This is a genomic window from Paraburkholderia strydomiana, from assembly GCF_046030495.1.
GTDB lineage: Bacteria > Pseudomonadota > Gammaproteobacteria > Burkholderiales > Burkholderiaceae > Paraburkholderia > Paraburkholderia strydomiana_A.
Genome location: NZ_JAQQCJ010000012.1, coordinates 127,112 through 153,322, shown reverse-complemented (window position 1 = coordinate 153,322; position 26,211 = coordinate 127,112). Strand labels below are relative to the sequence as shown.

The following is a 26,211-nucleotide window of genomic DNA, read 5'->3' as shown; positions in this document are numbered from 1 at the left end:
TCCTCGGGTTATTGCTGGCTCGCTACTCAAAACTCGATCGGGTACGGCGCAAATTCGCCGCTCTCGTACCGTTGCGGAAGGTCCGGAGTTGCGTTCTCCCAGACAAGCAACATCGAGCGCTTCGTCGAATACCCTTGATGTCGGATGTCGGCCGGCATCGCGCAGATGTCGCCCGCGCGCATCGTGATGCGGGCACGCGGTGCACCCGTGTTTTTGTCGCCGACATCCCAGACGATTTCGTCGGAGAGTTGCAGGAACCATTCGACCCGGTCGTTCCCATGAAACACCGGCAGAATGAATTCCTCGGTCGTCGGACAGAACAGACTGCGACCGCAGACGGACGTGACGGACGGATTCCATGTCACGTCGGAGCGCGACAGATACTTGAAGAGGTTGAAGGCATGCAGCTCGCCCTCGAAGCCAGGCTCGGCATGAACTTCAGGCTCGTCCTGTACGACATCGAGGAATGCCCGATTGACCGGCAGGTCGTTGCGCAAGGGCGAATCACCTTCGAGACCAGGCATCCTGCGCGTTGCGATACGGGTACGTTCGATTGCCGCGCCGTTTTCGCCATGTTTGCGGCCGAACGCGGTGCCGGTTTCCTCTGGTGCAGCAAACGGGTCGAAGCCCTCATTGGTCCAGTCGTGCAACATGGCTTTGAAGGTGGCCATGATGTTCGGCGTTTCGAAGGTCTCGGTATAGTCGACCCCGGCGTCTTTCATGACGCCGTTGAACGTGCCGGCATAGACATCGACCTTGCCGTAGTGATTGCGCGTGCCAAACACGTGGTCGAAATTCACCCATCCATAGAAAAATCCCCACGCGACATCACGCATCATTGCGCGCAGGAACGCGTCCGCGGGAACTGCGTGCGTGCGCGTCTGGCCTTTCGCCGGCCAGTTGATCTTCACGAAATACTCGTCGCGTTGAAATTCGAATGCACCGAGGGTGAAGCGACGATACCCGGTTATTGCGTCGGGTTCAGTCGCACGCACGGTGTCGGCAGCAAAACCGATGGAGTGGTCATTGGTTTCAAGGGTGGCCATAGCTTGTCTCCTTGGAATGTTCGATGAGTGAATGTCAATGCAGGCAGACGTCTGCCCATTTCTGCACCGACAGTTCACCCAGGATGGTCTGCACGAGCGCGACCCCGGGCTTGCGAGCCGTGAACCGGTACGCGCAGCCTGCTGGCAACATGGCCTGATGCCCTTTTCGCAGTACGACATGCCCCATCCGACGGCCAGCAGGCTCATCTCCAGCGAGAACGGTCCCGCTTCCTGTCGTAGGCGGCGTATCGAGCTTGATGAAGTCGATTCGAACCTCGCCATCCATCAGAATGGTGAACTCGTCATGCGCGCAGACGAACCATGCCGAACGGCCCTCGGTCCGGACCACTTCGATGACGTACTCAAGATTTTTGCCGACTACGATCTTCTCGTAGGGAGCCGATTGGGAAGCCACCTCGAAGACGTTCGAGAAGGCATAGTGGCGAGCACTTCCGCTCGTGATTTCAATGTCGCCCTTGTGATAGCTATCGAGCGAGCCAAAGACGGTATGGAATGCCGTGTCGGTCATTGCTGTCTCCTGTTGTTAAGCTTTCGTTAGCTTGAACTTTAGGAGCAGGAGGCAGCTGCAACAACCCGCGTGATGACGATTACGGCATTTGCGCTTCGCGAATAATCGACGTCGTCAAGACACCCAGCCGCGCTCAATCAAGGGCACGTCCCAAGCGGGTTCAGGACCGATATGCTCCGCGAGAAACTCGACTAAAGCCTTGACCTTCAGGGCCTGCCGCTGCGTGGCGGGATAGACCGCTGCGAAACTCAGATGCGAAAGCTGGTACTCCGTCAAAATAGGCACCAGCGAGCCGTCGAGAAGCGAAGCGCTAGCGACTAGCGTCGGCAAGCACACGACACCGCCGCCAGTCAGCGCGTAATCGCGAAGTAGATGGACCGAGTTTGACCGAATCATGCCCGGCAGCTCCATCTCGACAACCTCTTCTCCGCGCGTTAGCGTCCAGCGGTTGCGTGAGGGATATCCCGAATAGAGAGCTGTTGTGTGCTGCAACAAGTCGCGCGGGTGCCGCGGCGCACCATGGGCAGCGATGTAGGCTGGGGCCGCGCAGAATAGGCGGCGGACAGTGAAGAGGCGTCGCTCAATGAGCGATTCCGAAATCGCAGGGAATATTTGAAATGCTATGTCGAACCCTTCTTCAACCGGGTCAACGACGCGGTCGTTGACTATCACGTCAAGCTGGATGCCAGGATAGCGCCGGTTGAACTCGGCCATCGGAATACCAAAGTGGCCAAGCGCAAATCCCGGCAGCATCTGAATGCGAAGGCGACCTGTAGGCGTTGCGCGCAGCTCACGCATCTGGTCGGTTAGCTCATTCACCCGACCCACTACTTCCGCGCACTCGCGGTAAAACGCTTCTCCCACCTCTGACAACCGCACATGGCGCGTGCTTCGGTGAAAGAGAGGAGCATTGACGAATTTCTCCAGCTGCTGAATTCGATTCGTCACGACTGAACTGGTCACACCAAGCTGTCGGGCGGCTTCAGCGAAGCTGCTCGCTTCTGCGACCCGCACGAACGCCTCGATGCTCAGAAACCGGTCCATACGCATCCTTCCATCGTCAGCAAAAGTATCAGTGTATATGGACAGGAGGACCCGCTGCGCGTCACATACAACGTCGCGCCCTCACAGCGGATGCGCGTGTGGCGCGGTGACTTACCGCCGCCAGAATGCCGGTTTGTGGAATGCCCATTTCGCACCTACGCCAGGAAAACTCCCACCACTTTCGCCCTTCATGCGGCGACACTTCTCAGGAGGATGCTCATGTTTTACGTCATTCACGCGCTCGACAAACCTGGCCAGGCTCAGACCCGGCTCGACAACTATGCGGACCACAAATCGTACTTCTCAAACGCGAATATCAAGACAGTCGTCTCAGGTCCTTTGCTGGACGACGATGATGAAACCATGATTGGCTCTTTTTTTCCTGATCGAGGCAGAGCGCAAAAAGGATGTCATCGAGTTCAATGCCAATGACCCATTCGCCAGAATTGGGTTATGGCAAAGCGTTTGCATCCATGCTTTCAACAAGCGTGTTGATAACCGCGATGATTCGGGTGCCTCATCGTAGGGCCCGCGTTCGACACCAGGGTCCCGTCATGGTCTATCTCGGCTGCTCTCCTGCCGCCAGACCGGCACGCATGGGCTGACGACGCTGCAGGACAGCCGGCGCGGTCTCCCTGAGCAGCAGGCTAACGACGATGCCGAGCACCACGGCGAACATCGGCAGCCAGAGAATGTTTTGAATTCCGAAGTGCGCGGCAACATAGCCGCCAAGGGCAGGCGCGATTCCGCCGCCGAAGATTTCACCGACACCGACCACGACACCGATGGACGTCGATACAAGTCCGACAGGCGCAGCTTCAGTCGCGACCGGCCCCGAGAGCAACGACACCAGACCCAGCGTGAAGAATGAAGCCACGAACAGGACAGCAAACAGCGGTAACGGCTGCGGGCCGAGTTCGCGGAAGATGTACAGCATCGCGGCGGTCCCTGCAAAGCCCACGATGCTTGCCAGGCGGCGTCCGACGATGTCGGACAGACCCGGCAAGCCAAATTGACCAAGAAACCCGCCGAAACCGATGGCCGAGACGACCAGTCCCATTCGCTGCGTGTCGAGCAACAGGTACCCCGTTAGATACAAGGGCAAGAGTGCGCCGAGGACGAAGACGCCAGTCATCGCGCAGCAAAGTGCTCCCATCGCCACGATAATGTTTCTGCTCTTCAGAACGTGGCGGAGCGAAGCAGGAGTCTCCTCGGAGGCGACTTTCGGCGCCGGCTTCGGCTCGCGAATGACATAAAACATACTCAAACCGAGTATCAGCCCCGGGACTGCTACGAGAGCAAACACCCACCGCCATGTGACGAAGCCCAGCAACTGTGTCGCGATGATTGGCGCAAGCGCCAATCCGAACAGAGCAAACCCACTTTGCTGAAGGCCGAGGTTCAGGCCGCGTCTGCGTGGGTGCGATGCATCAGCGGTGGCAGCAAAGCTCGTGGGACAGAAGGAGCCTTCTGCGACGCCCATTAAACTTCGGATGGCAATCAGGCTGAACAGCCCGCCCGCAAGTCCGGAGAAGCCGGACAGGAGCGAAAACGCGAGGATTGCCGGGATAAGTACTTTCCTGCGCCCAATCTTGTCCGAGATGCCACCCATCAGTGCCGCAAAGACGCCCCACGAAAGGCCGAGCACGCCAATGCAGTTACCGACGTCCTGCGCGTTCAGGTTGAGGTCCTTCATGATGGATGGAAATAGCGGCGCGATGAGCCAGCGGTCCAGTCCAACCAGGCCAAAACCAAGCGCCAGTAGCGTGACTGCTTTCCATTCGTAGGAGCTGTCCCACTTGTTTGCATTCATTTCCGTCTCCGTTGACATTGGCTACCAGTGCGCTCTCCGAAGTGTCAGCGCATGGTCCAACTCCGATTTTTTGTGTGCGACCTCAGTCGCGAAGGATGGTGGGTCGCCAGTTTGGTTCGCGAGACTCTGTCGAACCCATCCGGCGATGCCCCGAAGATAGGTGCAACGAGCCCCACCCGGGTATCGAAGAACTGGCGAACGCGCCATTTGCGAAAGACGAATAATCGGCACCGGCAAGCGGGAAGCGTGTACTGGAAAGGGCAGCGCGTCGCGGACGCCGAAGAAATTGGGCGGTTTCCAGTGTCCCAGGGGATTCCCCCCTAGACATCAGCGGGGCCAGGCGGCGGCTCGCTTCAGGACGGATTCAGTTGACTTTGCGTGCGGGCCGGAACATGGCGGCAATGCCTTGCAAAACGGCCTTCGTATATCGACAAAGGTTGGGTTGGTACGTTGCCTGCCAGGGCATGACGCCACAATGGCGAACATCGCGTTCAACATGATCAGCGCAAGGAATGTCGGCCCCATCACGTCTGAGCCCATCGACACTACGCTGCCCCCACGCGAGTGATATCGGCAATCTTTAGCTTGACCATAGTTCTCGAATGCCGCGATCGGGGAGTTGCACCTTTGCGCTTGAGCGAATCCTGGTCGCGATACCTCCTGCCGCTTTGCAAACAACGGCAGAAGCCGCGAAAAATCGCTTGCACCGGCGCTTGCGCGGACGCCAGAAAGCAAAAAGCCCGGCTATCGAAACCGGGCTTTCTGTTTGATTTGACTGGTACGGCAGGAGGGACTCGAACCCCCCACCCTCGGCTTAGAAGGCCGATGCTCTATCCAGCTGAGCTACTGCCGTAATGAAGTGAGGCGATGCAACAACCGCGCACGACGTGCATCGCCCGCAATGAGAACCCGCGTACGGGAATCGTGGAACCTGTGCTCGCACAAGCCACAGGGTTCGTGCTTACCGAAATTGTAACTGACCGGGCCGGCGACCGGAAACCCGGTGCCACGCGCTACGGGCCGCTTCGATCCGACGACCCTCGCCAGGCCCCCTGTCAGGAAAACTCATCCGCTCACAAAACAAACGGGCCCGGCAGCTTGAGCCGGGCCCGGATTATAACCGATCACTCCCCGCGCGCGCGTGCGGCGGCCACGCCGAATGCGTTCAGACTGGTTGCGGATGCAGCGCAAACCAGCCGAGGAACACGACCCCCGCGATCACGCAGTACACGCCGAACGACGCCAGGCGTCCACGGCCTTCGAAATAGCGCATCAGGAAACGCACGCTGAGATACGCGGCGATCGCGGTCAGCACGCCACCCAGCAGCGCGTCCGCGAGTTGGCCCGGTGCATGGAACAGCTTCGGCAATTCCAGCACGCCGGCGGCGAAGATAATCGGCGTGCCGAGCAGGAACGAGAACTCGGCCGCCTTCTCCGTGGTCAGGCCGGCCGCATTGCCGGCGATCATCGTCAGGCCGCTGCGCGAGAAACCCGGAATCAGCGCGCCGATCTGCGCGAGGCCGACAAAGAACGCCTGGCGAAACGTCAGCTTTTCCGGCGACTGATGCGCGCGCGTACGTTGCAGGCGATCCCCGAACCACAGCAGCACGCCGTTGACGATCAGCGCGATCGCGACGATACGCAGGTCGTGAAAAATCCGCTCGAGGCGTTTTTCGAGCAGCAGCCCGACCAGCCCCGCCGGAATCGTGCCGATGATCAGCGCCCACATCATGTGCGCGTCGTCGTTACGGCGGCCGCCGAACGACGCGAAGAAGCCGCGCACCAGCGCGCACCAGCGCTTGCGGAAATACCACAGCAGGGCGAACGCGGTGCCGAGGTGCAGCGCGACGAGGAACGGCAGCAACTGCGGCGCATGCTTGTCGATATGGATGCCGAACAGTGCGGGCACGAGCAGCGTATGGCCGAGGCTACTCACCGGGAACAGTTCGGTGACGCCCTGCAGCACGCTCAGAAAAATCAGAAACGACAGGTTCACGCGGCGGTCCTTGTAAGGAAAATGTGAGGTAAATGCACGCCGCGAAAGGGAAATCGGGCGAACAAAATCGCACCGATTATGCCTGGCTGGAATGTCAGCGCCAAGCGTCCGAGTCACATTCGGGGAAATATTGATGCGCTGCGTCACAACTGGAAACCGTTGTTACGCCGCGGCAAAGAAACGGGCTGCCGAAAGCGGCCCCAGGTTCATCGCAGAGAGTGATGCCCTCAAGAGAGGGCCTGAATCAGGTCCCGCGCGAGGTCCGAGCTGAGCGGCCGGCTACGCGCAGAACAATGCCGCAATCAGCGTTCGAGCTTGTGAAAGAAATAGAAAGTGCTTGCCGCGAACATGCCGAACAAAGCCAAACCCATTGCCATTGCGAGATCCATAACGCCTCCTGAGCCCATCTCGCCCGGTAGCCGGAGTACCGGGCAGTCAGACGAATTATCGTTAGGGATCGCCTTTTTCCGACACCCGCAATTTCCCCAGAAGGGTTTCCCCGTAGCGCAAAGCAGAGCAAAATCCTTCTCTCGCGTGGTGCCGGACGCCCACAGCGTGGGCCGCAGCGAAATATGCCCGCGCGCCCTTCGCACCTCCCTCAACCCTCACTCACCAGCTCATCGACCATGCCGCTTTCCCCGCAACAGGACATTCTCGAGATCGCCCAGGACGCCTCTGTGCTCCGCTTTTCACCGCAAGCCGGCGGTCGTCTGCTGTCATGGACGATCGATGGCGAAGAGGTGATCCATTGGCCCGAGCACGCCGACTGGAGCCAGCCGGCGCGGATTCGCGGCGGCAATCCGTTGCTCTTTCCGTTTCTCGGCCGGCATCGCGTCGATGGCGAGATCGGCTTCTGGCGCGACGCCAACGGCACCGTGCGCGAGCTGCCGATGCACGGTTTCGCCCGCGACCTTCCGTTCGAAGCGCACGCCGACGTGCATGGCGCCGGTCTGCGCCTCGTCCTGCGCGACAGCGCAGCGACCCGCGGCGGCTATCCGTTCGGCTTTCGTTTCGAGGCGGCGTATAGCCTCGTCGATGCGCGCACGCTGGACGTCACGTTCACCACCACCAATACCGGCGACGCGCGCCTGCCCTACTACGCCGGTCATCACTTCTACTTCACGCTGCCGCACGCGCAGCGCGGTGAAACCACGATCGAGCTGCCGCGCACCGAGCGGCGCCACCAGCAGGCCGACGGCTCGATCAGCGCCGCCGAGCCGGGCGAAGCGCGCTACACGCTCGACGAAGCGCGCATCCACGATCGCTTCCATTGCCTCGTCGGCGCGCCGGATCGGCCGGTGCGGCTCGTCGCGCCGGGCCTCGAACGGGTCGTCACGATCGATCTGCAACGGCCGGGCTCCGTGCCCTGGTACGCGGTCACGACATGGACCGAAGCCGCCGAGTCGGATTTCTACTGTGTGGAACCGTGGCTGGGTCTGCCGGACGCGATCCACAACGGTATGGGATTGCGCTGGCTCGAACCGGGACAAACCGAGACGGCGGCGCTGCGCATCAGCGTCGAAAAGACGGCTTGAGAGCCGGGACCTCGCCGAGGCTTTTGCAGCGACTTTCTGCACCGGCCTTGACGATGTTTTCGCAAACCTCTGCCGATGGTCTTCGCGGCCGGGCTGGCCGCCCCGCGCGGCATTGCGCGCCGCGTGGCGTACCTCGCAACTTCGCCCTGCCGTCCCGTTTTTGGATGCTGCAGTGCAAAACCGTTAGAATCGGACGCTTTGCATCTACCTGCCACGTGATCGGGATCGGCGCGCGGCAGCGCTTTGCGAGGTCCAATGCTGGGAACAACAAGAATGATGAAACGACTCGCCTGCGCGTCGTTGCTGGCAGTGCTCGCCGCGTGCGGGTCGGCGCCGGTGGGGCCAGGTTTTTATCGGGTCGAACGGGGCGATACGCTGTCCAGGATCGCGCGCAGTAACCGGCAGTCGGTGCAAAGCATCGCACGCTGGAACAACCTGACCAATCCGGACAGCATCGAGGTCGGCCAGGTGCTGCGCGTCGCACCGCCGGGCGGCGCGGCATCGACGAGCGGTGCGGTGCGCAGCAGCGGCAATGGCAGCGCGTCGGCGGCGCCGCGCCCCGCGCCGGCGGAAAGCGCGCCGCCCGCCGCGCCGGCGTCGACGATCTCGCTGGTGTGGCCGGCCGACGGCACGGTGATACGGCGCTTTAACGGCGCCAATTCGAAGGGCATCGACATCTCGGCGGCAGCGGGTACGCCCGTGGTCGCCGCGGCGTCCGGTACGGTGGTGTATGCGGGCAACGGCTTGCGCGGTTATGGCAATCTGCTGATCCTCAAACACGATTCTGAGTACCTGACCGCCTACGCGCACAACCGCGTGCTGCTCGTCAAGGAAGGCGAATCGGTCAAGCGCGGCCAGAAAATCGCCGAGATGGGCGACACCGATACCGACCGTGTGATGCTGCATTTCGAGCTGCGCTATCAGGGCCGTTCGATCGACCCGTCGCAGGCGTTGCCGCCGCGCTGAACGCATGCGAAGCGCCACGCGTATTCAGCGTCCCAGCCGCGTGCTTCGATGTTCGTGTGGGCAGCTGTTCCGCACGCCCGTGCCGCGCCGGGTATGCGCCCTGCCGCAGGAGCGTGGGAACCTGGCGTGCTATAAAGCGCTCAATCCAGAAAGGCCCGGCCTCGCGCCGCGTCTTTCTCCGTTATCTGTAAGGAATCTGCAATGAAGAGCGCATTGGCGTCCGTCGTGACGGCCGCAGCGGTCGGTCTCGGCCTGCTGACGTTGGGCAGCCTCGGCGGCTGCTCCAGCACCACCACCATGACTTACCTGCCGAGCGGCGACACCGGCTTCGCCATCAACTGCAGCGGCAGCGACGCGAGCTCCAGCTGGGCCGAGTGCTACAAGCAGGCGGGCGAAGTTTGTGGCAATTATGGCTACGACGTCGTGTCGAAAGATGTCGACAACGGGGCGACCTCGGGCGGCTCGGTCGGCGGCATTTTCGGCGCGAACGTGAAGAACCGGTCGATGGTGGTTCGCTGCAAGCAATAAAAAGCGGCAGCGGCATACGAACTGCCGCGCCCCGAGTTAGCGGCGGCGCCAGCGCCCGGAGCGTGGATCGATACGCGCGGCAAAGCGAAACAGCATGCTAAGCGCGATCGGCCAGACGCCGAGAAAAATGATCAACCAGGTCATGGCCGGCGCAATGAAAAGATAATCTTTAATGATCCATTGCGCGTATGAATCCGCCGTGACCCGTGCCGGTCTGCTGAGAAAAAAAGCCCGGCACGAGGCCGGGCTAACGGGGGTTCGGCGCATATCGGCAAAGGACCGGTTCACCATGCGCCAGAACGAAATGTAACAACCCCCATTTACAAGCGCAATGGATTAATTTCGCAATCAATGTGACGCGGCGTACGGAATCCGCGCGCCGGGAACAGAAATTGTCGGGATTAAACCGGCTAAAACCGCCGCACGCTTCGACGGCTGACATAATCGAAGCCGCGCGCCGAAACACTAAATACTGCCGCGAACCGCACAAAACAAGGCTCTGGAAAAATTCGCGCCAATGGCCTGATGAAAGGCCACTGGCCGATTTTAACTAACCAGTTCAGCCTTAAACCGACGCTTAATGATTTGCGTAATCTTGGTGCGCCAACGCACCAAACCCATGGATTAACGAATAATCACTTCCGAATTAACCGTTTTATTTGTTCTCGAGAAAATTCGCGGATAGCGGAATAACAATAGTATCAAATCAACCGACCAATTTCGATCTCAATTCAAACGGCCTTCTGATTTAGTCATTCAAATGACGAATACCGGCACGCAATCGTTTGGCGTGGCCGGATCACCGAATCCGGCCGGACCAAAACCGCAACTCACATCACTCGCAAGCCCAGTTCGGTGACGAGCACCGCGGCCTGCTGATGTGAAATCGTCGCGCCTTTGAAAAGGGCGGCATCGACGAGCCGCATGCCGCTGAGATCCGCCTCGCGCAGGTCCGCTCCGTCGAAACGTGCGCCCTTCAGATGAGCATCCTTCAGGCTGCCGCCATCGAAAACCGCCTCGCGGAAATCGACGCCGGCGAGGTCGGCATCGGAAAAATCGAGTTGCTGCAGCGTCGCCTTGCGAAACGACAGGCCGCGCAGATGCGCGCCCACCAGCAGGGTTTCGGCAAAGCTCAAGCCCAACGCCGTGCAAGCCTCGAAATTCGCGCCGGTCAGCTTGCAGCCGCGAAACGACGCCGACGCGAGCTTCGCGCGCCGCCAGCCGGTGTTGTTCAGATCGCTCGACTGAAACGCGGCGTCGACCAGATCGGCCGAGCCGAAATCCGCCTCACGCCCACGGCAACGGACCCAACGGGTATGCGAGAGCGCCGCGCCGAAAAACGAAGTCTCCGCGATCGTGCAGCGATGAAATTCCGCACCGCGCAGATCGAGTCGCGACAGATCGGCACCCTCGAAATCGCAATCGGTGAAGTGAAGCGGCACGGGGTGGCCGGCATCGGCGGGGCGCGCGGCAAGCAGGCGCTCCACGTCGGCGCGGGTGAGCGTGGCGTCGCTCACGGCGCCGCTTTGCGCGCCCGCGGCGGGCGTCGTTGAATCCAGTGACATGAAGGTTCAGAATCGATTTTCGAAAGACCCCAAGCGTACCGGAACGCGCCCCGCCCTGGCGGTTCGCGCCGATGGTTTATAGTAACGGCCCCGTCAGAACCCGCTTACGATGACTTCCAACGACGCCACCCACAGCACCCACAGCCCGCTGTACGCCAAGCTGCTCGCCGAAACCGCAAAGATCGGCTGGACCGAACTCGAACGCTTTTTCGCACGCGGCATGCTGCTGCGCGTCGCACGCGACCTCGATCTGGTGAGCGTCGCCGAAGCGATCGCCGGCGACGACACCGCCCAGGTCACGCAATGGCTGTCGGCCGGCCTCGTCGAGCGCGTGCAGGCGGACACCGCCGCCGATTTCGCCGCGCGCGACCCCGACCTGTGGGCGGTCGTGGTGTCGCCATGGGTGTGCGTGCAGGAACGCACTTGAGCGAAGCCGCACGCGGCGCCGATGCGCCCGCGTCCGCTGTTCCAGTGCGCTGGCATCGCCGGGTGCTGGCGCTCGCGTTTCCGATCGTCCTTGCCAACCTGACTCAGCCGATTCTCGGCGCGGTCGACACCGCCGTCGCCGGCCATCTGGAAGGCGCGTCATATCTCGGCGGCGTCGCGCTCGGCGGCCTGTTCTTCAACTTCGTGTTCTGGGGCTTCGGCTTCCTGCGCATGGGCACCACCGGGCTCGTCGCGCAGGCGCACGGCGCGGGCGATCACGCCGAATTGCGCAACACCGTCATTCGCGCGCTGCTGATGGCGCTCGCCATCGGCGCGGCGGTGCTGGCGCTGCAACTCCCGTTGATCGATTACGCGCTGCGCGCGCTCGGCGGCAGTGACGCGGTGCAGCGGCACGCGCGGCTTTACAGCCATGCGCGGATCTGGGCCGCGCCGCTCGCGCTCGGCAACTACGTGGTGCTCGGCTGGCTGCTCGGCACGCAGCGGGTGCGGCTCGCGCTGCTGTCGCAGGTGTTCATCAACAGTGTGAACATTGCCGCAGTGCTCCTCTACGTGTACGGCTTCGACTGGGGCGTGGCCGGCATCGGCGCGGCCACCGCCACCGCCGACGCGCTCGGCTTCGTGCTCGGCGCCGCGCTGCTCTGGCATGGCCGACCGCGCGGCCTGCCCGCGCTGAACCGCGCCGCGTTGTTCGACACGGCGGCGCTCAAGCGTCTGGTCGTGCTCAACCGCGACATCTTCGTGCGCACGCTGTGCCTGCTGTCGTCGTTCGGCTGGTTTGCGCATCTCGGTGCGCGGCAAGGCGACGCGACCCTCGCCGCCAATGCGCTGCTGCTCAATTTCCAGACCTTCATGGCCTATGGACTCGACGGCTTCGCGCATGCCGCCGAGGCGCTCGTCGGCGCGGCCATCGGCGCACGCGACCGGCACGCGTTCGCGCAGGCGGTCAAGGTCACCGCGCTGTGGTCCGCGCTCGGCGCGCTGTGTTTTGCGCTGGTGTACTGGGGGGCGGGCGCGTGGATCGTCGAACGTCTGACCGATCAGGCCGCGGTGCGCGTTGCCGCCGAAACCTATCTGCCGTGGGCCGCGCTCTCGCCAGTGGTCTCCGTGTGGGGCTTTCTGCTCGACGGCGTGTTCATCGGCGCGACCCGCACGCGCGAACTGATGGTGTCGATGATCGTATCGCTGGCGGTATTTGTGGCGGTGTCGTCGGCGTTGCTGGCGCTGCACGGCAATCACGGTCTATGGGCCGCGATGATGATCTTCATGGCCGCACGCGGCATCACGCTTGCGCGGTACTTGCCGGGTGTCGTGCGTGGCGCGGGGGGCGCTGCGGCGTGAGCGTCATCGCCCGGGCAAAATTCGGATACGCCACGCATGCGTGCTTGCGCTCGCATCACGTGGCGCGTTGGACGCCTGTGAGTGGAATAGGGATGCTTTCGTGGCGGTGCGATTTTTCCCACCGTATGTCGACAAGGCACCCGAAGTAGGCGATTCACACGGCCTACCGCCCACTCGAGCGCGATCCATTGCGCTATTCATTTCGCATTGCGGTACCCCGTTACGGCTTGAAACAAGCGCATACATATCGCTGGCGATGCTCGTCCTAGAATCATCTCAGCCCGCGCTCTCCGCGCGAACAGTCTGCGCGGGTCAGAAGCACCGGCGTGCCCGCGCCGGCGCTTCGCCTCCTATTCCAATGGACGCCCGCGCCCTCCTCAAGGCGCAGCTGGAGCCGGCACCATCGACGGCGGGCGCGTATCGGTGGGTACGCCGTGATAGTCGGCGGGATCTTGCGGCGGGCCCTGGTGGCGGCCGGACGGATTGTCCGCACAGCCGGCAAGACCGGCGAACAGCAGCAAGGCAATTATCGGAACGCGGAACATAGTAGTCGACTCTCCAGACATAGCAGATATCGGCGGCCACGCGACCACCGGAGCGCCGTGAGTCTAACCGCAAAGTACGATACGCGACGCCGCGGCACGCTTACCGCCCCTGTCATTTCGCGATGCGTGATCTACTATGAAATCGTGGCCGCTTGTGAGAGGAGACTGTCATGGACGCTGAAGCGATCGCGGGTCTGGTCGGACTTGCCATAGGCCTGATCGTGCTGCTTGCCTTGTCGATTTTCGAATCGAGAACGTATAGGCGCGAACACGACGGCGAAGGGATGCTGCACCACTGGCTGACTCATCAGCACCTGCACATGCCGCATTGGAGACGTCCGCGGCATTGAGCGTGACGCGGGGGTTTGCCGGACTTGCACGGTGAGCGATTGACTGGTTGATCCATCGTATTGGCGTGGTCGGATCGGCGTTGGCCAGGTCGTGGAAATAACCGGTCGTCGTTCTCGTGGTGATGCAAACAGCCTGAAAAAATCGGCTGATGGGGCGCGTTGCGCCGCAGGAAGCGCCGCGCCGCCGACAATCGTATGCTCCGTTTCAACGCGTGTTGATTGACCCGCTTGTCGATACAGCACCACGCGAGCGCCGCTGCGCGGCACCTGCGCTCTCCTCACGCAGTCACGCTTCGAATACGCACTACGTGTGCGGCTTTTTCCTCGTCGTCACAACCTCCTCACCTTGTCGCGTTAGCCCTTGCATTCGCGCGCCCGCCTCGCCCATTGTCCAATTCATTGCCACCTCATAGGCACATGCCTTGCTGAGCATGACCTTGCCAGGCACGCGCACGATGCGCGTCAACGTCCCGGCGCGCATGCGCCGAACCAACCGACGATGCGGCCCAGTCATCCGAGGGCCGGACAGGGAGAACTCAAATGACCATTGGAACCATCCTGCTGATCGTGCTCATCCTGCTGCTGATCGGCGCGTTGCCGAGCTGGCCGTACAGCAGCGGCTGGGGTTACCGGCCGACCGGACTGGTCGGCGTCGTGCTGATCATCGTGATCGTGTTGCTGCTGATGGGACGCATATAACGCACAGAAACACGCGCCCTTGAACGCCCTTTTCAGTCCGACGCAATTCATGGTTGACTCTGGCACCCAATGCCACGTAGAATCTCGGATTCGTCGGAGCGTAGCGCAGCCTGGTAGCGCATCTGATTTGGGATCAGAGGGTCGAAGGTTCGAATCCTTTCGCTCCGACCACGAAAAGCAATACGAAACCCGCGTAGCCTTCGGCTTCGCGGGTTTTTGCTTTTGGGCTCTAACTTTGCGTTTTCACTTTTGCGCTCGCGCGTTCGAGATGCGTCGCGCGAATGGAAGAACACAAGCGCGATCCTCCTCGCCTTGCGAACCACCCGTCCCGCATGCGACAGTGATTGACGATGAATAAAAAGCCAACGCTGCCTATCGCCGCAAACACAGCCGCAAACACAGCCGCAAACACAGCCGCAACTACGGCGGCTACAAGCGCACCGCAACCAGCGTCAAGGAGACACGCATGGACCTGATTCTCTGGCGTCACGCCGAAGCCGAAGAATTCGCCGCCGGCGATCTTGCCCGCGCGCTCACCACGCGCGGCCGCAAGCAGGCGCAAATCGTCGCCAAGTGGCTGCGTACCCGCCTGCCCGCCGACGCCGTCGTGCTCGCGAGTCCCGCGGTGCGCACCATCCAGACCGCCGAGACGCTCAGCGACCAGTATCGCGTGGTGCGTGAGCTCGCACCGAACGCCAGCGCGGCCGACGTGCTCGACGCCGCTGGCTGGCCCAAAGGCATCGCGCAGACAGTAGTGATCGTCGGGCATCAACCGACGCTCGGCCACGTCGCGGCGCAGTTGCTCGGCGACAGCAGCGCAAGCTGGCCGCTGAAGAAAGCCGGCGTGTGGTGGATCGCGAGCCGCGAGCGCGACAGCGGCGAACAGGCCGTGTTGCGTGCCGCCATCACTCCCGATCTGGTCTGAGCCGACGCGCATAAAAGACCTTCGGCAGTACACAGTTCGCGCGCATCCATCATGCGCGCGCACGACGCCCGACATTACAACCCGCGCGCACGCGGCTTACGGCCAGTCATCCAATCGTCATGGCTTTGCCATGCGAGCGTCACCAGGCGTTACTACATTGGCGAAAAAAGAAATCTTCCTTTTTTCGACCAGGACCCCCAATGCGAGAACTGCCGACGCCCACCCTGCCCCTCGCTTCGATCTTCGAAACGCGCCGCCTCCCGCGCGCCGAGGAAACGGTCACCGCGCAGCATCGGCTGCAAGTCACATGGGCACGCACCGACGAAGAACTGCGCGAAGCGCAGCGTCTGCGCTACCGTGTGTTCGCCGACGAGATGGGCGCACGTTTGACGGGCCCAGCGGGTCTCGACGTCGATGCGTTCGACGCCTACTGCGATCATCTGCTGGTGCGCGATCTCGACACGCTGAAAGTGGTCGGCACCTATCGCGCATTGCCGCCGCACCAGGCCGCGCGCATCGGCCGCCTGTATGCGGAGAGTGAATTCGACGTGTCGCGCCTGACGCACCTGCGCGCGAAGATGGTCGAAGTGGGCCGCTCGTGCGTGCATCCCGACTATCGCAGCGGCTCGGTGATCATGTCGCTGTGGGCCGGGCTCGCCGCGTACATGAAGCACAACGGCTACGAGACGATGCTCGGCTGCGCGAGCGTCGCGATGGTCGACGGCGGCCACTACGCGGCGAACCTGTATTGCTCGCTGCGCGAGAGCGCGCTGACGGCGCCGGAATACCGCGCATTCGCGCATACGCCGCTGCCGGTCGACGAATTGCAGACGGGCGCCGAAGTGGCGCCGCCGCCGCTCGTGAAGGGTTATCTGCGTCTGGGCGCGAAGATTTGCGGTGCGCCCGCATGGGACCCCGACTTCAACACGGCGGACTTTCTGACGCTGTTCCGTTTGTCCGACATCAATGCGCGTTATGCACGTCACTTCCTCGGCGATGTGTTGCCGCGCTAGGTGCGCATGGCGTGATTGACGCAAAAAGCCCGGCGGTGGTCGCCGGGCTTTTTCTTTGATGCGTTCACGAACGCATCACGATGCACGTCACAAGCGGGCGGCGAAGCGCCTATCACTCGTCCGTATAGACGACGCGATACGGAATGCCGACTTTCTCCCATTCCGCGGCTTCCTGGATCAGGCTGTAGTCGGTCAGCGGATTGTTGGCTACCCATTCGTTCGGCAAGCGCACTTCGTAGCCGCCATTGGCCCGTGCGACCGTGATCCCCGGCAAACCGACATCCGCCCGCCGGCGGCACAGCAATGCCGCGAGCCGCAGACAGAACAGCAGCGGCCACTCCACCTCGCGCGTTTGCGACAGCTTGCCGAGTTTGCCCGCATGACCGAGCACGAGCGCGGCGAGCCGCGCCTGGTCGGTGCGCGAGAAGCCGGGCATGTCCGCATTGCTGGCGATGTAGGCCGAATGCTTGTGGTAGGCGCTGTGCGAAATCGACAACCCGATTTCATGCAGCGCCGCCGCCCAGCCGATGAACATGCGGTTTTCCACGCGACGCTCTTCGTCGGGCTCCGCGAACTGGTCGTAAAAGCTCACCGACAGATCGCCGATGCGCCCCGCCTGCGCACGATCCACGCCATAGCGGCGCATGAAGCCTTCCACCGTCACCGTGCGCATGTCTTCGTGCTGCGAGCGGCCCAGCAGGTCGTACATCACGCCGAGGCGCAGTGCGCCGTCGGTGGTGTCGACGTAATCGACGCCGAGTTCGTCGAATACCGCGATCATGATCGACAGGCCGCCGGCCAACACCGGAATGCGGTCGCCCTTCAACGCGACCAGCTTCAGCCGGTTGACATTCTCCGCCTTGATCAACGCGCGCTTGAGCCGTTCGAGCCCGCCGCGCGAGATGCCGTGCGTGACGCCCGGATCGTTGAAATTATTCGCTTCGACCAGTTCCGCCAACGCGCGCGCCGTGCCCGACGAACCGATCGCCTGTTCCCAGCCGGTCTTCTTGTACTCGGCGGAAATGATCTGGATTTCGCGGCCGGCGGCGAGTTCGGCCTGACGCATCGTGTATTCGTCGACGTTGCCGGCCGGGAAAAACGCGCGGCTATGGCTCACGCAGCCGATATACAAGCTCTCCATCTTGATCGGCGTGTAGTGCGACCCGATGATGAATTCCGTCGAGCCGCCGCCGATATCGACCACCAGCCGCTTGCCCGGACTGGCCGGCACAGAGTGTGCAGCGCCCGCGTAAATCAGACGCGCTTCCTCGCGCCCCGCGATCACTTCGATCGGGAAGCCCAATGCGGCCTGCGCCTCGCCGAGAAACTCGCCGGCGTTCTTGGCGATGCGCAATGTATTGGTGGCGACCGCGCGCACGTGATCGGGATGGAAGTCGCGCAGCCGTTCGCCGAAACGCTTGAGCGCGTCCCAGCCGCGCACCTGCGACGCGCGATCGAGCATCTTGTCTCGCGACAGACCGGCAGCAAGACGCACCGGCTCGCGCAACGCGTCGACCTGATAGATCTGGCTGCCCGCGTCGGTTTCCTCGACCCGGCCGACGATCAGCCTGAAGCTATTCGAACCGAGATCGACGGCGGCAAGAAGTTGTGGCGTATTGACCATCGGGTATGCAGACTCCATGCGCGCAAGCGCGGCGGCGGTAAGCGCGGCGGGCGTGGCGGGACCGCCCGCTGCTCGCGACGCCCGATGTCCGGCCGCGCTGTTCAAAGACGCCATTCTAAGCGTATGGGGCCTCACGGTGTCACCTCGCAGAGATGGGGGTGCCCCATGGTCCCATATACACTGCGTCATATTGACGACACGCAACGAATCGGGCGTAGAATCAAAAAATCGAGAATGTCATAACAACGTCATCTTACTGTGAGAATTTCCGAGCGTCTTTCCGCCTCTCTACCTGACATTCCATTCTCGCTGCCGATGTCCATCCGCTATCCCTTATTGAATCGCGAACTGGGCATTCTGGGTTTCAACGAGCGTGTGTTGGCACAAGCTGCCGACCCAGCCGTCCCTTTGCTCGAACGCCTGCGCTTCATCTGCATCACCAGTAGCAATCTCGACGAATTCTTCGAAGTCCGCATGGCCGGACTGCAGGAACAGATGCGCGACAACCCCGGCGGGCTGTCGCCGGACGGTATGTCGTTGCAGCATGTCTACGATCTCGTGGTCGAGCGCGCACAGAAGCTCGTGCATCGTCAGTACACGATGCTGCACGACACAGTGCTCACCGCGCTCGAAGCAGAAGGCATCTATTTTCACGGCACCGAAGCGTGGAACGAAGCGCAGACCGAATGGGCGCGCAACTACTTCTTCGATGAACTGCTGCCGGTGCTCACGCCGATCGGTCTCGATCCCGCCCATCCGTTTCCGCGCGTGCTCAACAAGAGCCTGAACTTCGTCGTCGAACTCGAGGGCAAGGACGCGTTCGGCCGCCAGGCGATGATGGGCATCGTGCAGGCGCCGCGCGCGCTGCCGCGGCTCGTGCGCATGCCGCAGGACCTGTCGGGCTATCCGCACGGCTTCGTGCTGTTGAGCTCACTGCTGCAGCGCTTTGTCGGCGAGCTGTTTCCGAACCTGGTGGTGCGCAGTTGCAATCAGTTTCGCATCACGCGCAATAGCGAGCTGTTCGTCGACGAAGACGAAATCACCAATCTGCGCGTCGCGTTGCAGGGCGAATTGCCGGCGCGCCATCTGGGCAATGCGGTGCGGCTCGAAGTGTCGGCGGAGACGCCTTCGCACGTCGTGCGGCGGCTGCTCGACGAAAGCGGCCTCTCCACCAAGGACTGCTACTTCGCGAACGGCCCCGTCAATCTGGTGCGGCTGATGCAGTTGCCGGAAATGGTGGACCGGCCCGATCTGAAGTTCGTGCCGCATATCCCTGCGACGCCGTCGCAGATCGCCAACAGCACCAACATGTTCGACGTGATCGATCAGGGCGACGTGCTGCTGCATCATCCGTACGAGAGCTTCCAGCCGGTGCTCGAACTGCTGCTGCAGGCGGCCAAAGATCCCAACGTGATGGCGATCAAGCAGACCATCTATCGCACCGGCACCGACTCGCCGCTGATGGACGCGCTAATGCAGGCCGCGCGCAACGGCAAGGAAGTCACGGTGGTGGTCGAGCTGCTCGCGCGCTTCGACGAGGAAACCAACATCAACTGGGCCTCGCAGCTCGAAGCGGTCGGCGCGCACGTCGTGTACGGCGTGGTGGGCCACAAGTGCCACGCGAAGATGATGCTGATCGTGCGGCGCTCGTCGGTGGGCGGCAAGACGACGCTCAAGCGCTATGTGCACCTGGGCACCGGCAACTATCATCCGCGTACCGCACGGCTTTATACCGACTTCGGCCTGATGACCGCCGATCAAACGATCTGCGAAGACGTGCACCACGTGTTCCAGCAACTGACCGGCATCGGCGGCGAGCTGAAGCTGCACGAACTGTGGCAGTCGCCGTTCACGCTGCATCCGAAACTGGTCGAGGCGATTCGCGCCGAAGCCGAGCATGCGCGCGCCGGCAAGAAGGCGCGCATCGTCGCGAAGATGAACGCGCTGCTCGAACCTACGGTGATCGCCGAGTTGTACGAAGCATCGCAGGCGGGCGTGAAGATCGATCTGATCGTGCGCGGCGTGTGCTCGTTGCAGCCAGGCGTGCCGGGACTGTCGGAAAACATCACAGTGCGCTCGATCGTCGGGCGCTTTCTCGAACACCATCGCATCTTCTACTTCTACGACGGCGGCAAGGAGCGGGTGTATCTGTCGAGCGCCGACTGGATGGACCGCAACTTCTTCCGGCGCGTGGAAGTCGCGTTCCCAGTCAACAACCGGCGTCTGAAGCGGCGTGTGATCGCCGAAGGGCTGTCGGCGTTTCTCGGCGACAATCAGTCGGCCTGGCTGATGCAAAGCGACGGGCACTATCGCCGGCGGCGGCCCGGCAAGTCGTCGCGCAATGCGCAGATGGGTCTGCTCGGGAAGTTCTGCCCGTAAAAACGATGCTACGGTGCTCACCGTCTTCGCGAGCCGCCGAAGCGAACATAAAAAAAACCGCCTTTTCAGGCGGTTTTTTTGTGCCGAGGCGTCCGCCGTCAAACTGGCGCCGGCAGCCGGCGCGCGGTGCGATACACCGGAAAGCGCACGGTGAAGGTACTGCCGCGCCCCTCCTCGCTCTTCACGTCGAGCTGCGCATCGTGCCGTTGCAGCACGTGCTTGACGATCGCGAGGCCGAGGCCCGTGCCGCCCGTGTCACGCGAGCGGCTACGGTCGACGCGATAGAACCGCTCGGTCAAACGCGGAATGTCCGCAGCCGGAATGCCCAGTCCGCTGTCAGTGACGGAGAACACCGCATGGCCGCCTTGCGCGTGCCAGTGCACCTTGATCGCGCCGCCGTCCGGCGTGTAGCGAATCGCGTTCGTCACCAGATTGCCGAACGCGCTGAGAATCTCGGTTTCGACGCCAGTCACGGTCAACCCTTCGTCGGCGTCGAACATGATCCGGTGATGGTCGCTCGACAGGCTCTGCGCGTCGTCCTGCAGATGGCGCAGCACCGCGCGCATGTCGATCATCTGTTCGCTCGGCGGCTTGTTATCGCCCTCGAGTTTCGCGAGCACCAGCAGGTCGCTGACGATATGACGCATGCGCGACGCCTGCTGTTCCATGAGTTCGAGATAGCGCGAGCGCTCGGCCTCGCTCAACGGCAACTCGCGCAACGTCTCCAGAAAACCGGAGAGCACGGTCAGCGGCGTCTTCAGTTCATGGGAGACATTAGCGACGAAGTCGCGCCGCATCGCGTCGGTGCGCTCCAGCTCGGTAATGTCCTGCGACAACACCAGCTTGCGATTCTCGCCGTACGGAAACACCTGCACCGACAGCACGTTCTGGCGCTTGTCGCCCATGCCGCGCATGATCAGCATTTCCTCGTACCGGTGCGAATTCAGGTAGCGGACGAAATCGGGGTGACGCACCAGATGCGTGATGTGCTGGCGCAGATCGCGCTTCGCATCGAGACCGAAGTGGCTCTCGGAGATCGCGTTGCACCACTCGATCTGGTCGTGGTCGTCAAGCATCGCGACGCCGTTCGGCGAGGCCTGAATGGCCTGGATGAAACGCGAGTGCTGCTGCTCGACCTGGCGCACCTGCGCGTGCCAGCGCTTCGCGAGCTTGTGCAGACGGTAGTAGATTTCGCCCCAGATGCCTGGCGCGCTCGGCACTTCGCCGTACACCGGTGCATCGAGCAGGCGCCACAGGCGCTGTTTGTGAAAGGTGCTGAAGATGCTCTGTGCAAGCAGCATGACGATCGCGAGAACGAGTCCTGCCTTGATGTTCACGAGCGCGCCGACCACCACGCACAGAACAGCCAGCAGCACGACCGACACGATGGAGCGCGCCCAGATGATGTTCATGGTCTAGCGATCGAAGAAAAAAACGCGCCCCGCGACGGAGGGGCGGCGCCAGGTGTTGCGAATCTGATGTACGCGAGGTACGCGAACCCTTGACGGCGCAAGCGCCGCCCGCCGATCTCAGGCGCTCTTCGCCAGCCTGTAGCCGCTGCCGCGTACCGTTTCAATCATAGCATCGCACCCGGCCGGCTTGAGCGCCGCGCGCAGGCGCTTGATGTGCACGTCTACCGTGCGCTCTTCGACGAACACGTGATCGCCCCACACCTGATCGAGCAGTTGCGTGCGGCTGTGCACGCGCTCCGGGTGCGTCATGAAGAAGTGCAGCAGGCGGAATTCCGTCGGACCGAGATCGAGCTTGATCTCGCTGCCTTCGGCATGCGCGGCCACGCGATGCGTCGCCGGGTCGAGCTTGAGGCCGTTGATCGCGACGAGGTCTTCGGTCAGCTGCGGCGCACGGCGGCGCAGCACCGCCTTGATACGCGCCATCAGCTCCTTCGGCGAGAACGGCTTCGTGACGTAGTCGTCGGCGCCGATTTCGAGGCCGAGCACCTTGTCCTGCTCATCGCCGCGGGCGGTCAGCATGATGATCGGGATGTGCTTCGTGCGCTCGTTGTTGCGCAGATCGCGGGCGAACGCAATACCCGATTTTCCCGGCAACATCCAGTCGAGCAGGACGAGGTCGGGCAGCACGTCGCTGATCAGATTTTGCGCCTGCTCCGCGTTGTACGCGCGAATCGGGCAGTGTCCGGCGTGTTGAAGATTGACCGAAATCAGTTCGGAAATAGCGGGCTCATCTTCAATGACGAGAATGCTGCTAGGCATCGGCACCTCTGGTCCTTATCTCTGGATTAACTGAGCGCTTCGCGTTCGAGCGCGTCGCGCGACTTGTGCCGCACGTCGGTGCCCTTCACGATGTAGATGATGAATTCGGCGATGTTCTTCGCGTGGTCGCCGATGCGTTCGATTGCCTTCGCGATGAACAGAAAATCGAGGCCCACGGAAATGGAGCGCGGATCTTCGGTCATGTACGAAATCAGCTTGCGCACGAACGCGCGGAATTCTTCGTCGATCGCTTTGTCGTCGCGCACGATCTGCGCTGCGGCTACCGTATCGAGGCGCGCGAACGCGTCGAGCGCGCGGCGCAGGATCGACACCGCCATTTCGCCCGACAGCTTGATCTCGGCGATATTGATGGTGCGCGACGCGCCGTCTTCCATCAAACGCTTGGTGCGCTTGGCGATTTTTTCGGCTTCGTCGCCGGCGCGTTCGAGATTCGTGATGGTCTTCGAAATCGCGATCAACAGGCGCAGGTCGCGCGCGGCCGGCTGACGGCGCGCGATGATGTTGCTGCACTCTTCGTCGATGTCGACTTCCATCTTGTTCAGACGGTCTTCGGCGGCGATCACCTGTTCCGCGATATCGAGATCGAACTCGTTGAGCGCCTGCATCGCGTTGACGATCTGCGATTCAACGAGGCCACCCATTTCGAGCACCTTCGACGAAACCAGGTTCAGGTCGGCATCGAACTGGCTGGACAGATGTTTATCGGACATGTCGTACTCCCGTTGTTTGGCTCGGCGGATCAGCCGAAGCGGCCCGTGATGTAGTCTTCCGTTTCCTTGCGGACCGGCTTGATGAAGATCTTTTCGGTATCGCCGAATTCGATCAGTTCGCCGAGGTACATATAGGCAGTGTAGTCCGAACAGCGGGCCGCCTGTTGCATGTTGTGCGTGACGATCACCACCGTGTAATCGCTCTTCAGCTCGGCGATCAGTTCTTCGATGCGGCCCGTCGAAATCGGGTCCAGGGCCGAGCACGGCTCGTCGAGCAAGAGCACTTCCGGACGGATCGCGATGCCCCGCGCGATACACAGACGCTGCTGCTGGCCGCCGGACAAACCGTAGCCGCTCTGGCCGAGCTTGTCCTTCACTTCGTTCCACAACGCCGCCTTGGTGAGCGCCCATTCGACGCGGTCGTCCATCTCCGAGCGTGGCAGCGTTTCGAACATCTTCACGCCGAACGCGATGTTGTCGTAGATCGACATCGGAAACGGCGTCGGCTTCTGGAACACCATGCCGATCCGCGCGCGCAGGAGCGAAATATCGCGCTTGGACGTCAGCAGGTTTTCGCCGTCCATCAGGATTTCGCCTTCAGCGCGTTGTTCCGGATAGAGCGCGTACATCTTGTTGAAGGTGCGCAACAGGGTGGACTTGCCGCAGCCCGACGGGCCGATGAACGCGGTCACCTTGCCTTCGGGAATCTGCAGGTTGATGTTCTTCAGCGCGTGATACTTGCCGTAGAAGAAGTTCAGGTCGTTGACCTCGATCTTCGGGCGCGACGGCGACGACGCCTGGCCGCTCTGGGCGGGATCGAAACCGGCGGGCGCAGTGGGACGCGAGATCGGATTGAGTTGGGTTTCTGCCATATTCATCGGATTACACTCCGCCCTTACTTATTCGAGAAGATCGTGCGCGCGAGGATGTTCAGTCCCAGCACCGCGAGCGTGATCAGGAAGACGCCGGCCCACGCGAGCGATTGCCATTGCGCGAACGGGCTCATCGCAAACTTGTAGATCGTGACCGGCAGATTCGCGACCGGCTGGCCCATGTTCAACGTGAAGAACTGATTCGACAGCGCCGTGAACAGCAGCGGCGCGGTTTCGCCCGCAATCCGGGCAACCCCGAGCAGCACGCCCGTGACGATGCCCGCAATCGACGCCTTCAGCGTGATCGACAGCACCATCTTCCACTTCGGCGTACCCAGTGCGAAGGCCGCTTCACGCAGCGCGTTCGGCACCAGTTTCAGCATGTTTTCGGTAGTGCGGATCACGATCGGAATCTGCAGCAGCGCGAGCGCGAACACGCCGGCCCAGCCGCTGAAGTGGCCCATCTTCGCCACCACCAGCGCGTACACGAACAGACCGATCACGATCGACGGCGCGGACAACAGAATGTCGTTGATGAAGCGCGTGACATTCGCGAGCAAGCCTTTCTGGCCGTATTCGGCGAGATAGACGCCCGCCAGAATGCCGATCGGCGTGCCGACGAACGTGGCGAGTCCGACCAGCATCGCGCTGCCGACAATCGCGTTGGCGAGACCGCCGCCGTCGGTGTTCGGCGGCGGCGTCGACTGCGTGAACAACTCGACCGACAAGCCGCCGATACCGAGGCGCAGCGTCGTATAGAGAATCCATACGAGCCACAGCAGACCGAATGCCATCGCCGCGAGCGACATGGTCAGCGCGAGCGCGTTCTTCAGGCGGCGGCGTCCTTGCAGACGCACGCGCATCGCTTCGAGCGCGGCGGCGTCGTTCGAACCCGGCATATTCAAAGTGGACTGGCTCATTTCGCACCCTCCCCTTTTTCCAGGCGAAGCAGCATGATCTTCGAAACCGACAGCACGATGAAAGTAATCACGAACAGGATCAGGCCGAGTTCCATCAGCGCCGACGTGTGCAGGCCAGGGTCCGCTTCGGCGAATTCGTTGGCGAGCGCCGACGTGATACTGTTGCCCGGCGAAAACAGCGAAATGTTGTCGAGCAGATTGGTATTGCCGATCACGAACGTGACCGCCATCGTCTCGCCGAGCGCGCGGCCGAGGCCCAGCATGACACCGCCGATCACGCCGCTCTTGGTGAAGGGCAGCACGATCTTCCACATCACTTCCCACGTCGTGCAGCCGATGCCGTACGCCGATTCCTTCAGCAGCACCGGCGTGACTTCGAACACATCGCGCATCACGGACGCGATGTACGGGATGATCATGATCGCGAGAATCACGCCCGCGCACAGGATGCCGATGCCGATCGGCGGGCCGCGGAACAGCGCGCCAACGAACGGAATGCCACCGAGCACCGCGCCGAGCGGTTTCTGGAACCACGTCGCGAAGATCGGCGCGAACACCAGCAGACCCCACATGCCGTACACGATCGACGGGATCGCGGCGAGCAGTTCGATGGCGATGCCGAGCGGTCGGCGCAGCCACGCGGGCGCGAGTTCGGTCAGGAAAAGCGCGATGCCGAAGCTGACCGGCACCGCGATGATGAGAGCAATGATCGAGGTGGCGATCGTGCCGTAGATCGGCACCAGCGCGCCGAACTGCTTGCTGGGTGGATCCCATTCGGCGGTCCACAGGAAGCTCAAGCCGAACTCCCTGATCGACGGCATGGAAGCGATGATCAGTGAAACGATGATGCCGCCGAGCAGCAGCAAAGTGATGATGGCGGAGAAGCGCGCCAGGCCGCCGAAGATCACGTCGCCGGCGCGGCTGGGCGCCTTCTGCTGCGACGTGCTGCCGGGCGGGGTGGCCCTGCCTGCGCCAGACGCTAAATGGATATCGGACATGAGAGCCTGATGGACCTGTTTCCAGTTGCCGTATGACACGTGTCGTGCGGCCGGTAATGCTCGGGTGAATGCCGGGATGATCCCCCGGGATAATGCCATTGGCCGTCCCCACATGAG

The 26,211-nt window shown here is 62.2% G+C and carries 26 protein-coding genes and 2 tRNA genes; 12 read left to right on the top strand and 16 right to left on the bottom strand.

Annotation, left to right across the window (positions count from 1 at the left end):
• Positions 1-26: 26 nt before the first annotated feature.
• The 3 genes from PQQ53_RS17900 to PQQ53_RS17890 all read right to left on the bottom strand — a co-directional run bounded on the left by PQQ53_RS17900 (position 27) and on the right by PQQ53_RS17890 (position 2,619).
• A complete protein-coding gene (locus PQQ53_RS17900; RefSeq protein WP_408325164.1) occupies positions 27-1,046 on the bottom strand; it encodes a hydroxyquinol 1,2-dioxygenase in 1,020 nt (339 codons plus the stop codon).
• 34 nt (positions 1,047-1,080) lie between these two features.
• Positions 1,081-1,575, bottom strand: a complete 495-nt coding sequence (locus PQQ53_RS17895; RefSeq protein WP_408146262.1) for a cupin domain-containing protein — start codon at positions 1,573-1,575, stop codon at positions 1,081-1,083.
• A gap of 114 nt (positions 1,576-1,689) precedes the next feature.
• On the bottom strand, positions 1,690-2,619 hold the full coding sequence (locus PQQ53_RS17890) for a LysR family transcriptional regulator (protein WP_408146260.1): 930 nt from the start codon (positions 2,617-2,619) through the stop codon (positions 1,690-1,692).
• Between the two features lie 219 nt (positions 2,620-2,838).
• On the opposite strand from PQQ53_RS17890, the gene PQQ53_RS17885 reads away from it, so the two are divergent.
• Positions 2,839-3,051, top strand: coding sequence for a YciI family protein (locus PQQ53_RS17885; protein WP_408155082.1), 213 nt, complete (start codon positions 2,839-2,841; stop codon positions 3,049-3,051).
• A 127-nt stretch (positions 3,052-3,178) separates the two neighbouring features.
• On the opposite strand, the gene PQQ53_RS17880 is transcribed toward PQQ53_RS17885, so the two are convergent.
• The 3 genes from PQQ53_RS17880 to PQQ53_RS17870 form a co-directional block, all read right to left on the bottom strand.
• Complete coding sequence (locus tag PQQ53_RS17880) at positions 3,179-4,432, bottom strand: MFS transporter (protein ID WP_408325099.1); 1,254 nt, start codon at positions 4,430-4,432, stop codon at positions 3,179-3,181.
• Between the two features lie 776 nt (positions 4,433-5,208).
• Positions 5,209-5,285, bottom strand: a tRNA-Arg gene (locus PQQ53_RS17875).
• Between the two features lie 312 nt (positions 5,286-5,597).
• Complete coding sequence (locus tag PQQ53_RS17870) at positions 5,598-6,428, bottom strand: undecaprenyl-diphosphate phosphatase (protein WP_408146254.1); 831 nt, start codon at positions 6,426-6,428, stop codon at positions 5,598-5,600.
• Between the two features lie 626 nt (positions 6,429-7,054).
• Between PQQ53_RS17870 and PQQ53_RS17865 the strand changes: the two genes are divergently transcribed.
• From PQQ53_RS17865 to PQQ53_RS17855, 3 genes are all read left to right on the top strand, one after another.
• Complete coding sequence (locus tag PQQ53_RS17865) at positions 7,055-7,963, top strand: aldose epimerase family protein (RefSeq protein ID WP_408146253.1); 909 nt, start codon at positions 7,055-7,057, stop codon at positions 7,961-7,963.
• Positions 7,964-8,218: 255 nt separating this feature from the next.
• Positions 8,219-8,929, top strand: coding sequence for a peptidoglycan DD-metalloendopeptidase family protein (locus PQQ53_RS17860; RefSeq protein WP_408325098.1), 711 nt, complete (start codon positions 8,219-8,221; stop codon positions 8,927-8,929).
• Positions 8,930-9,130: 201 nt separating this feature from the next.
• On the top strand, positions 9,131-9,457 hold the full coding sequence (locus tag PQQ53_RS17855; RefSeq protein WP_408146250.1) for a hypothetical protein: 327 nt from the start codon (positions 9,131-9,133) through the stop codon (positions 9,455-9,457).
• A gap of 36 nt (positions 9,458-9,493) precedes the next feature.
• On the opposite strand, the gene PQQ53_RS17850 is transcribed toward PQQ53_RS17855, so the two are convergent.
• Together PQQ53_RS17850 and PQQ53_RS17845 are read right to left on the bottom strand one after the other, a co-directional pair.
• Complete coding sequence (locus PQQ53_RS17850; RefSeq protein WP_408146248.1) at positions 9,494-9,748, bottom strand: hypothetical protein; 255 nt, start codon at positions 9,746-9,748, stop codon at positions 9,494-9,496.
• Between the two features lie 539 nt (positions 9,749-10,287).
• Positions 10,288-11,022, bottom strand: coding sequence for a pentapeptide repeat-containing protein (locus tag PQQ53_RS17845; protein WP_408146246.1), 735 nt, complete (start codon positions 11,020-11,022; stop codon positions 10,288-10,290).
• A 109-nt stretch (positions 11,023-11,131) separates the two neighbouring features.
• Between PQQ53_RS17845 and PQQ53_RS17840 the strand changes: the two genes are divergently transcribed.
• Both PQQ53_RS17840 and PQQ53_RS17835 read left to right on the top strand, forming a co-directional pair.
• Positions 11,132-11,449, top strand: coding sequence for a DUF2288 domain-containing protein (locus tag PQQ53_RS17840; RefSeq protein WP_408325096.1), 318 nt, complete (start codon positions 11,132-11,134; stop codon positions 11,447-11,449).
• The gene (locus tag PQQ53_RS17835) at positions 11,446-12,807 is read left to right on the top strand and encodes an MATE family efflux transporter (RefSeq protein ID WP_408325094.1); all 1,362 of its coding nucleotides are present in this window, start codon (positions 11,446-11,448) and stop codon (positions 12,805-12,807) included. The genes PQQ53_RS17840 and PQQ53_RS17835 overlap by 4 nt, the downstream gene beginning before the upstream one ends.
• Before the next feature lie 377 nt (positions 12,808-13,184).
• Here PQQ53_RS17835 and PQQ53_RS17830 read toward each other — a convergent pair whose 3' ends face one another.
• Positions 13,185-13,352, bottom strand: coding sequence for a hypothetical protein (locus tag PQQ53_RS17830; protein WP_408146241.1), 168 nt, complete (start codon positions 13,350-13,352; stop codon positions 13,185-13,187).
• 170 nt (positions 13,353-13,522) lie between these two features.
• On the opposite strand from PQQ53_RS17830, the gene PQQ53_RS17825 reads away from it, so the two are divergent.
• From PQQ53_RS17825 to PQQ53_RS17805, 5 genes are all read left to right on the top strand, one after another.
• Positions 13,523-13,702, top strand: coding sequence for a hypothetical protein (locus PQQ53_RS17825; RefSeq protein ID WP_408146239.1), 180 nt, complete (start codon positions 13,523-13,525; stop codon positions 13,700-13,702).
• Positions 13,703-14,242: 540 nt separating this feature from the next.
• On the top strand, positions 14,243-14,401 hold the full coding sequence (locus tag PQQ53_RS17820) for a DUF3309 family protein (RefSeq protein WP_091792618.1): 159 nt from the start codon (positions 14,243-14,245) through the stop codon (positions 14,399-14,401).
• A gap of 94 nt (positions 14,402-14,495) precedes the next feature.
• Positions 14,496-14,572: transfer RNA gene (locus PQQ53_RS17815), tRNA-Pro, on the top strand.
• 295 nt (positions 14,573-14,867) lie between these two features.
• The gene (sixA, locus tag PQQ53_RS17810; protein ID WP_408146236.1) at positions 14,868-15,326 is read left to right on the top strand and encodes a phosphohistidine phosphatase SixA; all 459 of its coding nucleotides are present in this window, start codon (positions 14,868-14,870) and stop codon (positions 15,324-15,326) included.
• Between the two features lie 200 nt (positions 15,327-15,526).
• The gene (locus PQQ53_RS17805) at positions 15,527-16,339 is read left to right on the top strand and encodes a GNAT family N-acetyltransferase (protein ID WP_408146234.1); all 813 of its coding nucleotides are present in this window, start codon (positions 15,527-15,529) and stop codon (positions 16,337-16,339) included.
• A 112-nt stretch (positions 16,340-16,451) separates the two neighbouring features.
• On the opposite strand, the gene PQQ53_RS17800 is transcribed toward PQQ53_RS17805, so the two are convergent.
• A complete protein-coding gene (locus tag PQQ53_RS17800; RefSeq protein WP_408146233.1) occupies positions 16,452-18,077 on the bottom strand; it encodes a Ppx/GppA phosphatase family protein in 1,626 nt (541 codons plus the stop codon).
• 201 nt (positions 18,078-18,278) lie between these two features.
• Here PQQ53_RS17800 and ppk1 point away from each other — a divergent pair, with 201 nt between their 5' ends.
• Positions 18,279-20,342: a polyphosphate kinase 1 gene (gene ppk1 / locus PQQ53_RS17795; RefSeq protein ID WP_408155102.1), complete on the top strand. Its 2,064-nt coding sequence runs from the start codon at positions 18,279-18,281 to the stop codon at positions 20,340-20,342.
• Between the two features lie 98 nt (positions 20,343-20,440).
• Here the strand turns inward: ppk1 and phoR are convergent, their stop codons facing one another.
• From phoR to pstC, 6 genes are all read right to left on the bottom strand, one after another.
• Positions 20,441-21,754 carry a phosphate regulon sensor histidine kinase PhoR gene (gene phoR / locus PQQ53_RS17790; RefSeq protein WP_408146231.1) on the bottom strand — a complete coding sequence of 438 codons (1,314 nt, stop codon included), beginning with the start codon at positions 21,752-21,754 and terminating at the stop codon, positions 20,441-20,443.
• 117 nt (positions 21,755-21,871) lie between these two features.
• Positions 21,872-22,573: a phosphate regulon transcriptional regulator PhoB gene (gene phoB, locus PQQ53_RS17785; protein ID WP_028199153.1), complete on the bottom strand. Its 702-nt coding sequence runs from the start codon at positions 22,571-22,573 to the stop codon at positions 21,872-21,874.
• Between the two features lie 26 nt (positions 22,574-22,599).
• Complete coding sequence (gene phoU / locus PQQ53_RS17780; protein ID WP_074764835.1) at positions 22,600-23,304, bottom strand: phosphate signaling complex protein PhoU; 705 nt, start codon at positions 23,302-23,304, stop codon at positions 22,600-22,602.
• A gap of 29 nt (positions 23,305-23,333) precedes the next feature.
• Positions 23,334-24,182, bottom strand: coding sequence for a phosphate ABC transporter ATP-binding protein PstB (gene pstB, locus PQQ53_RS17775; RefSeq protein WP_408146228.1), 849 nt, complete (start codon positions 24,180-24,182; stop codon positions 23,334-23,336).
• A gap of 17 nt (positions 24,183-24,199) precedes the next feature.
• The gene (gene pstA, locus PQQ53_RS17770) at positions 24,200-25,096 is read right to left on the bottom strand and encodes a phosphate ABC transporter permease PstA (RefSeq protein WP_408146226.1); all 897 of its coding nucleotides are present in this window, start codon (positions 25,094-25,096) and stop codon (positions 24,200-24,202) included.
• Positions 25,093-26,094 carry a phosphate ABC transporter permease PstC gene (gene pstC, locus PQQ53_RS17765; RefSeq protein ID WP_408146224.1) on the bottom strand — a complete coding sequence of 334 codons (1,002 nt, stop codon included), beginning with the start codon at positions 26,092-26,094 and terminating at the stop codon, positions 25,093-25,095. The genes pstA and pstC overlap by 4 nt, the downstream gene beginning before the upstream one ends.
• Positions 26,095-26,211 lie beyond the last annotated feature (117 nt).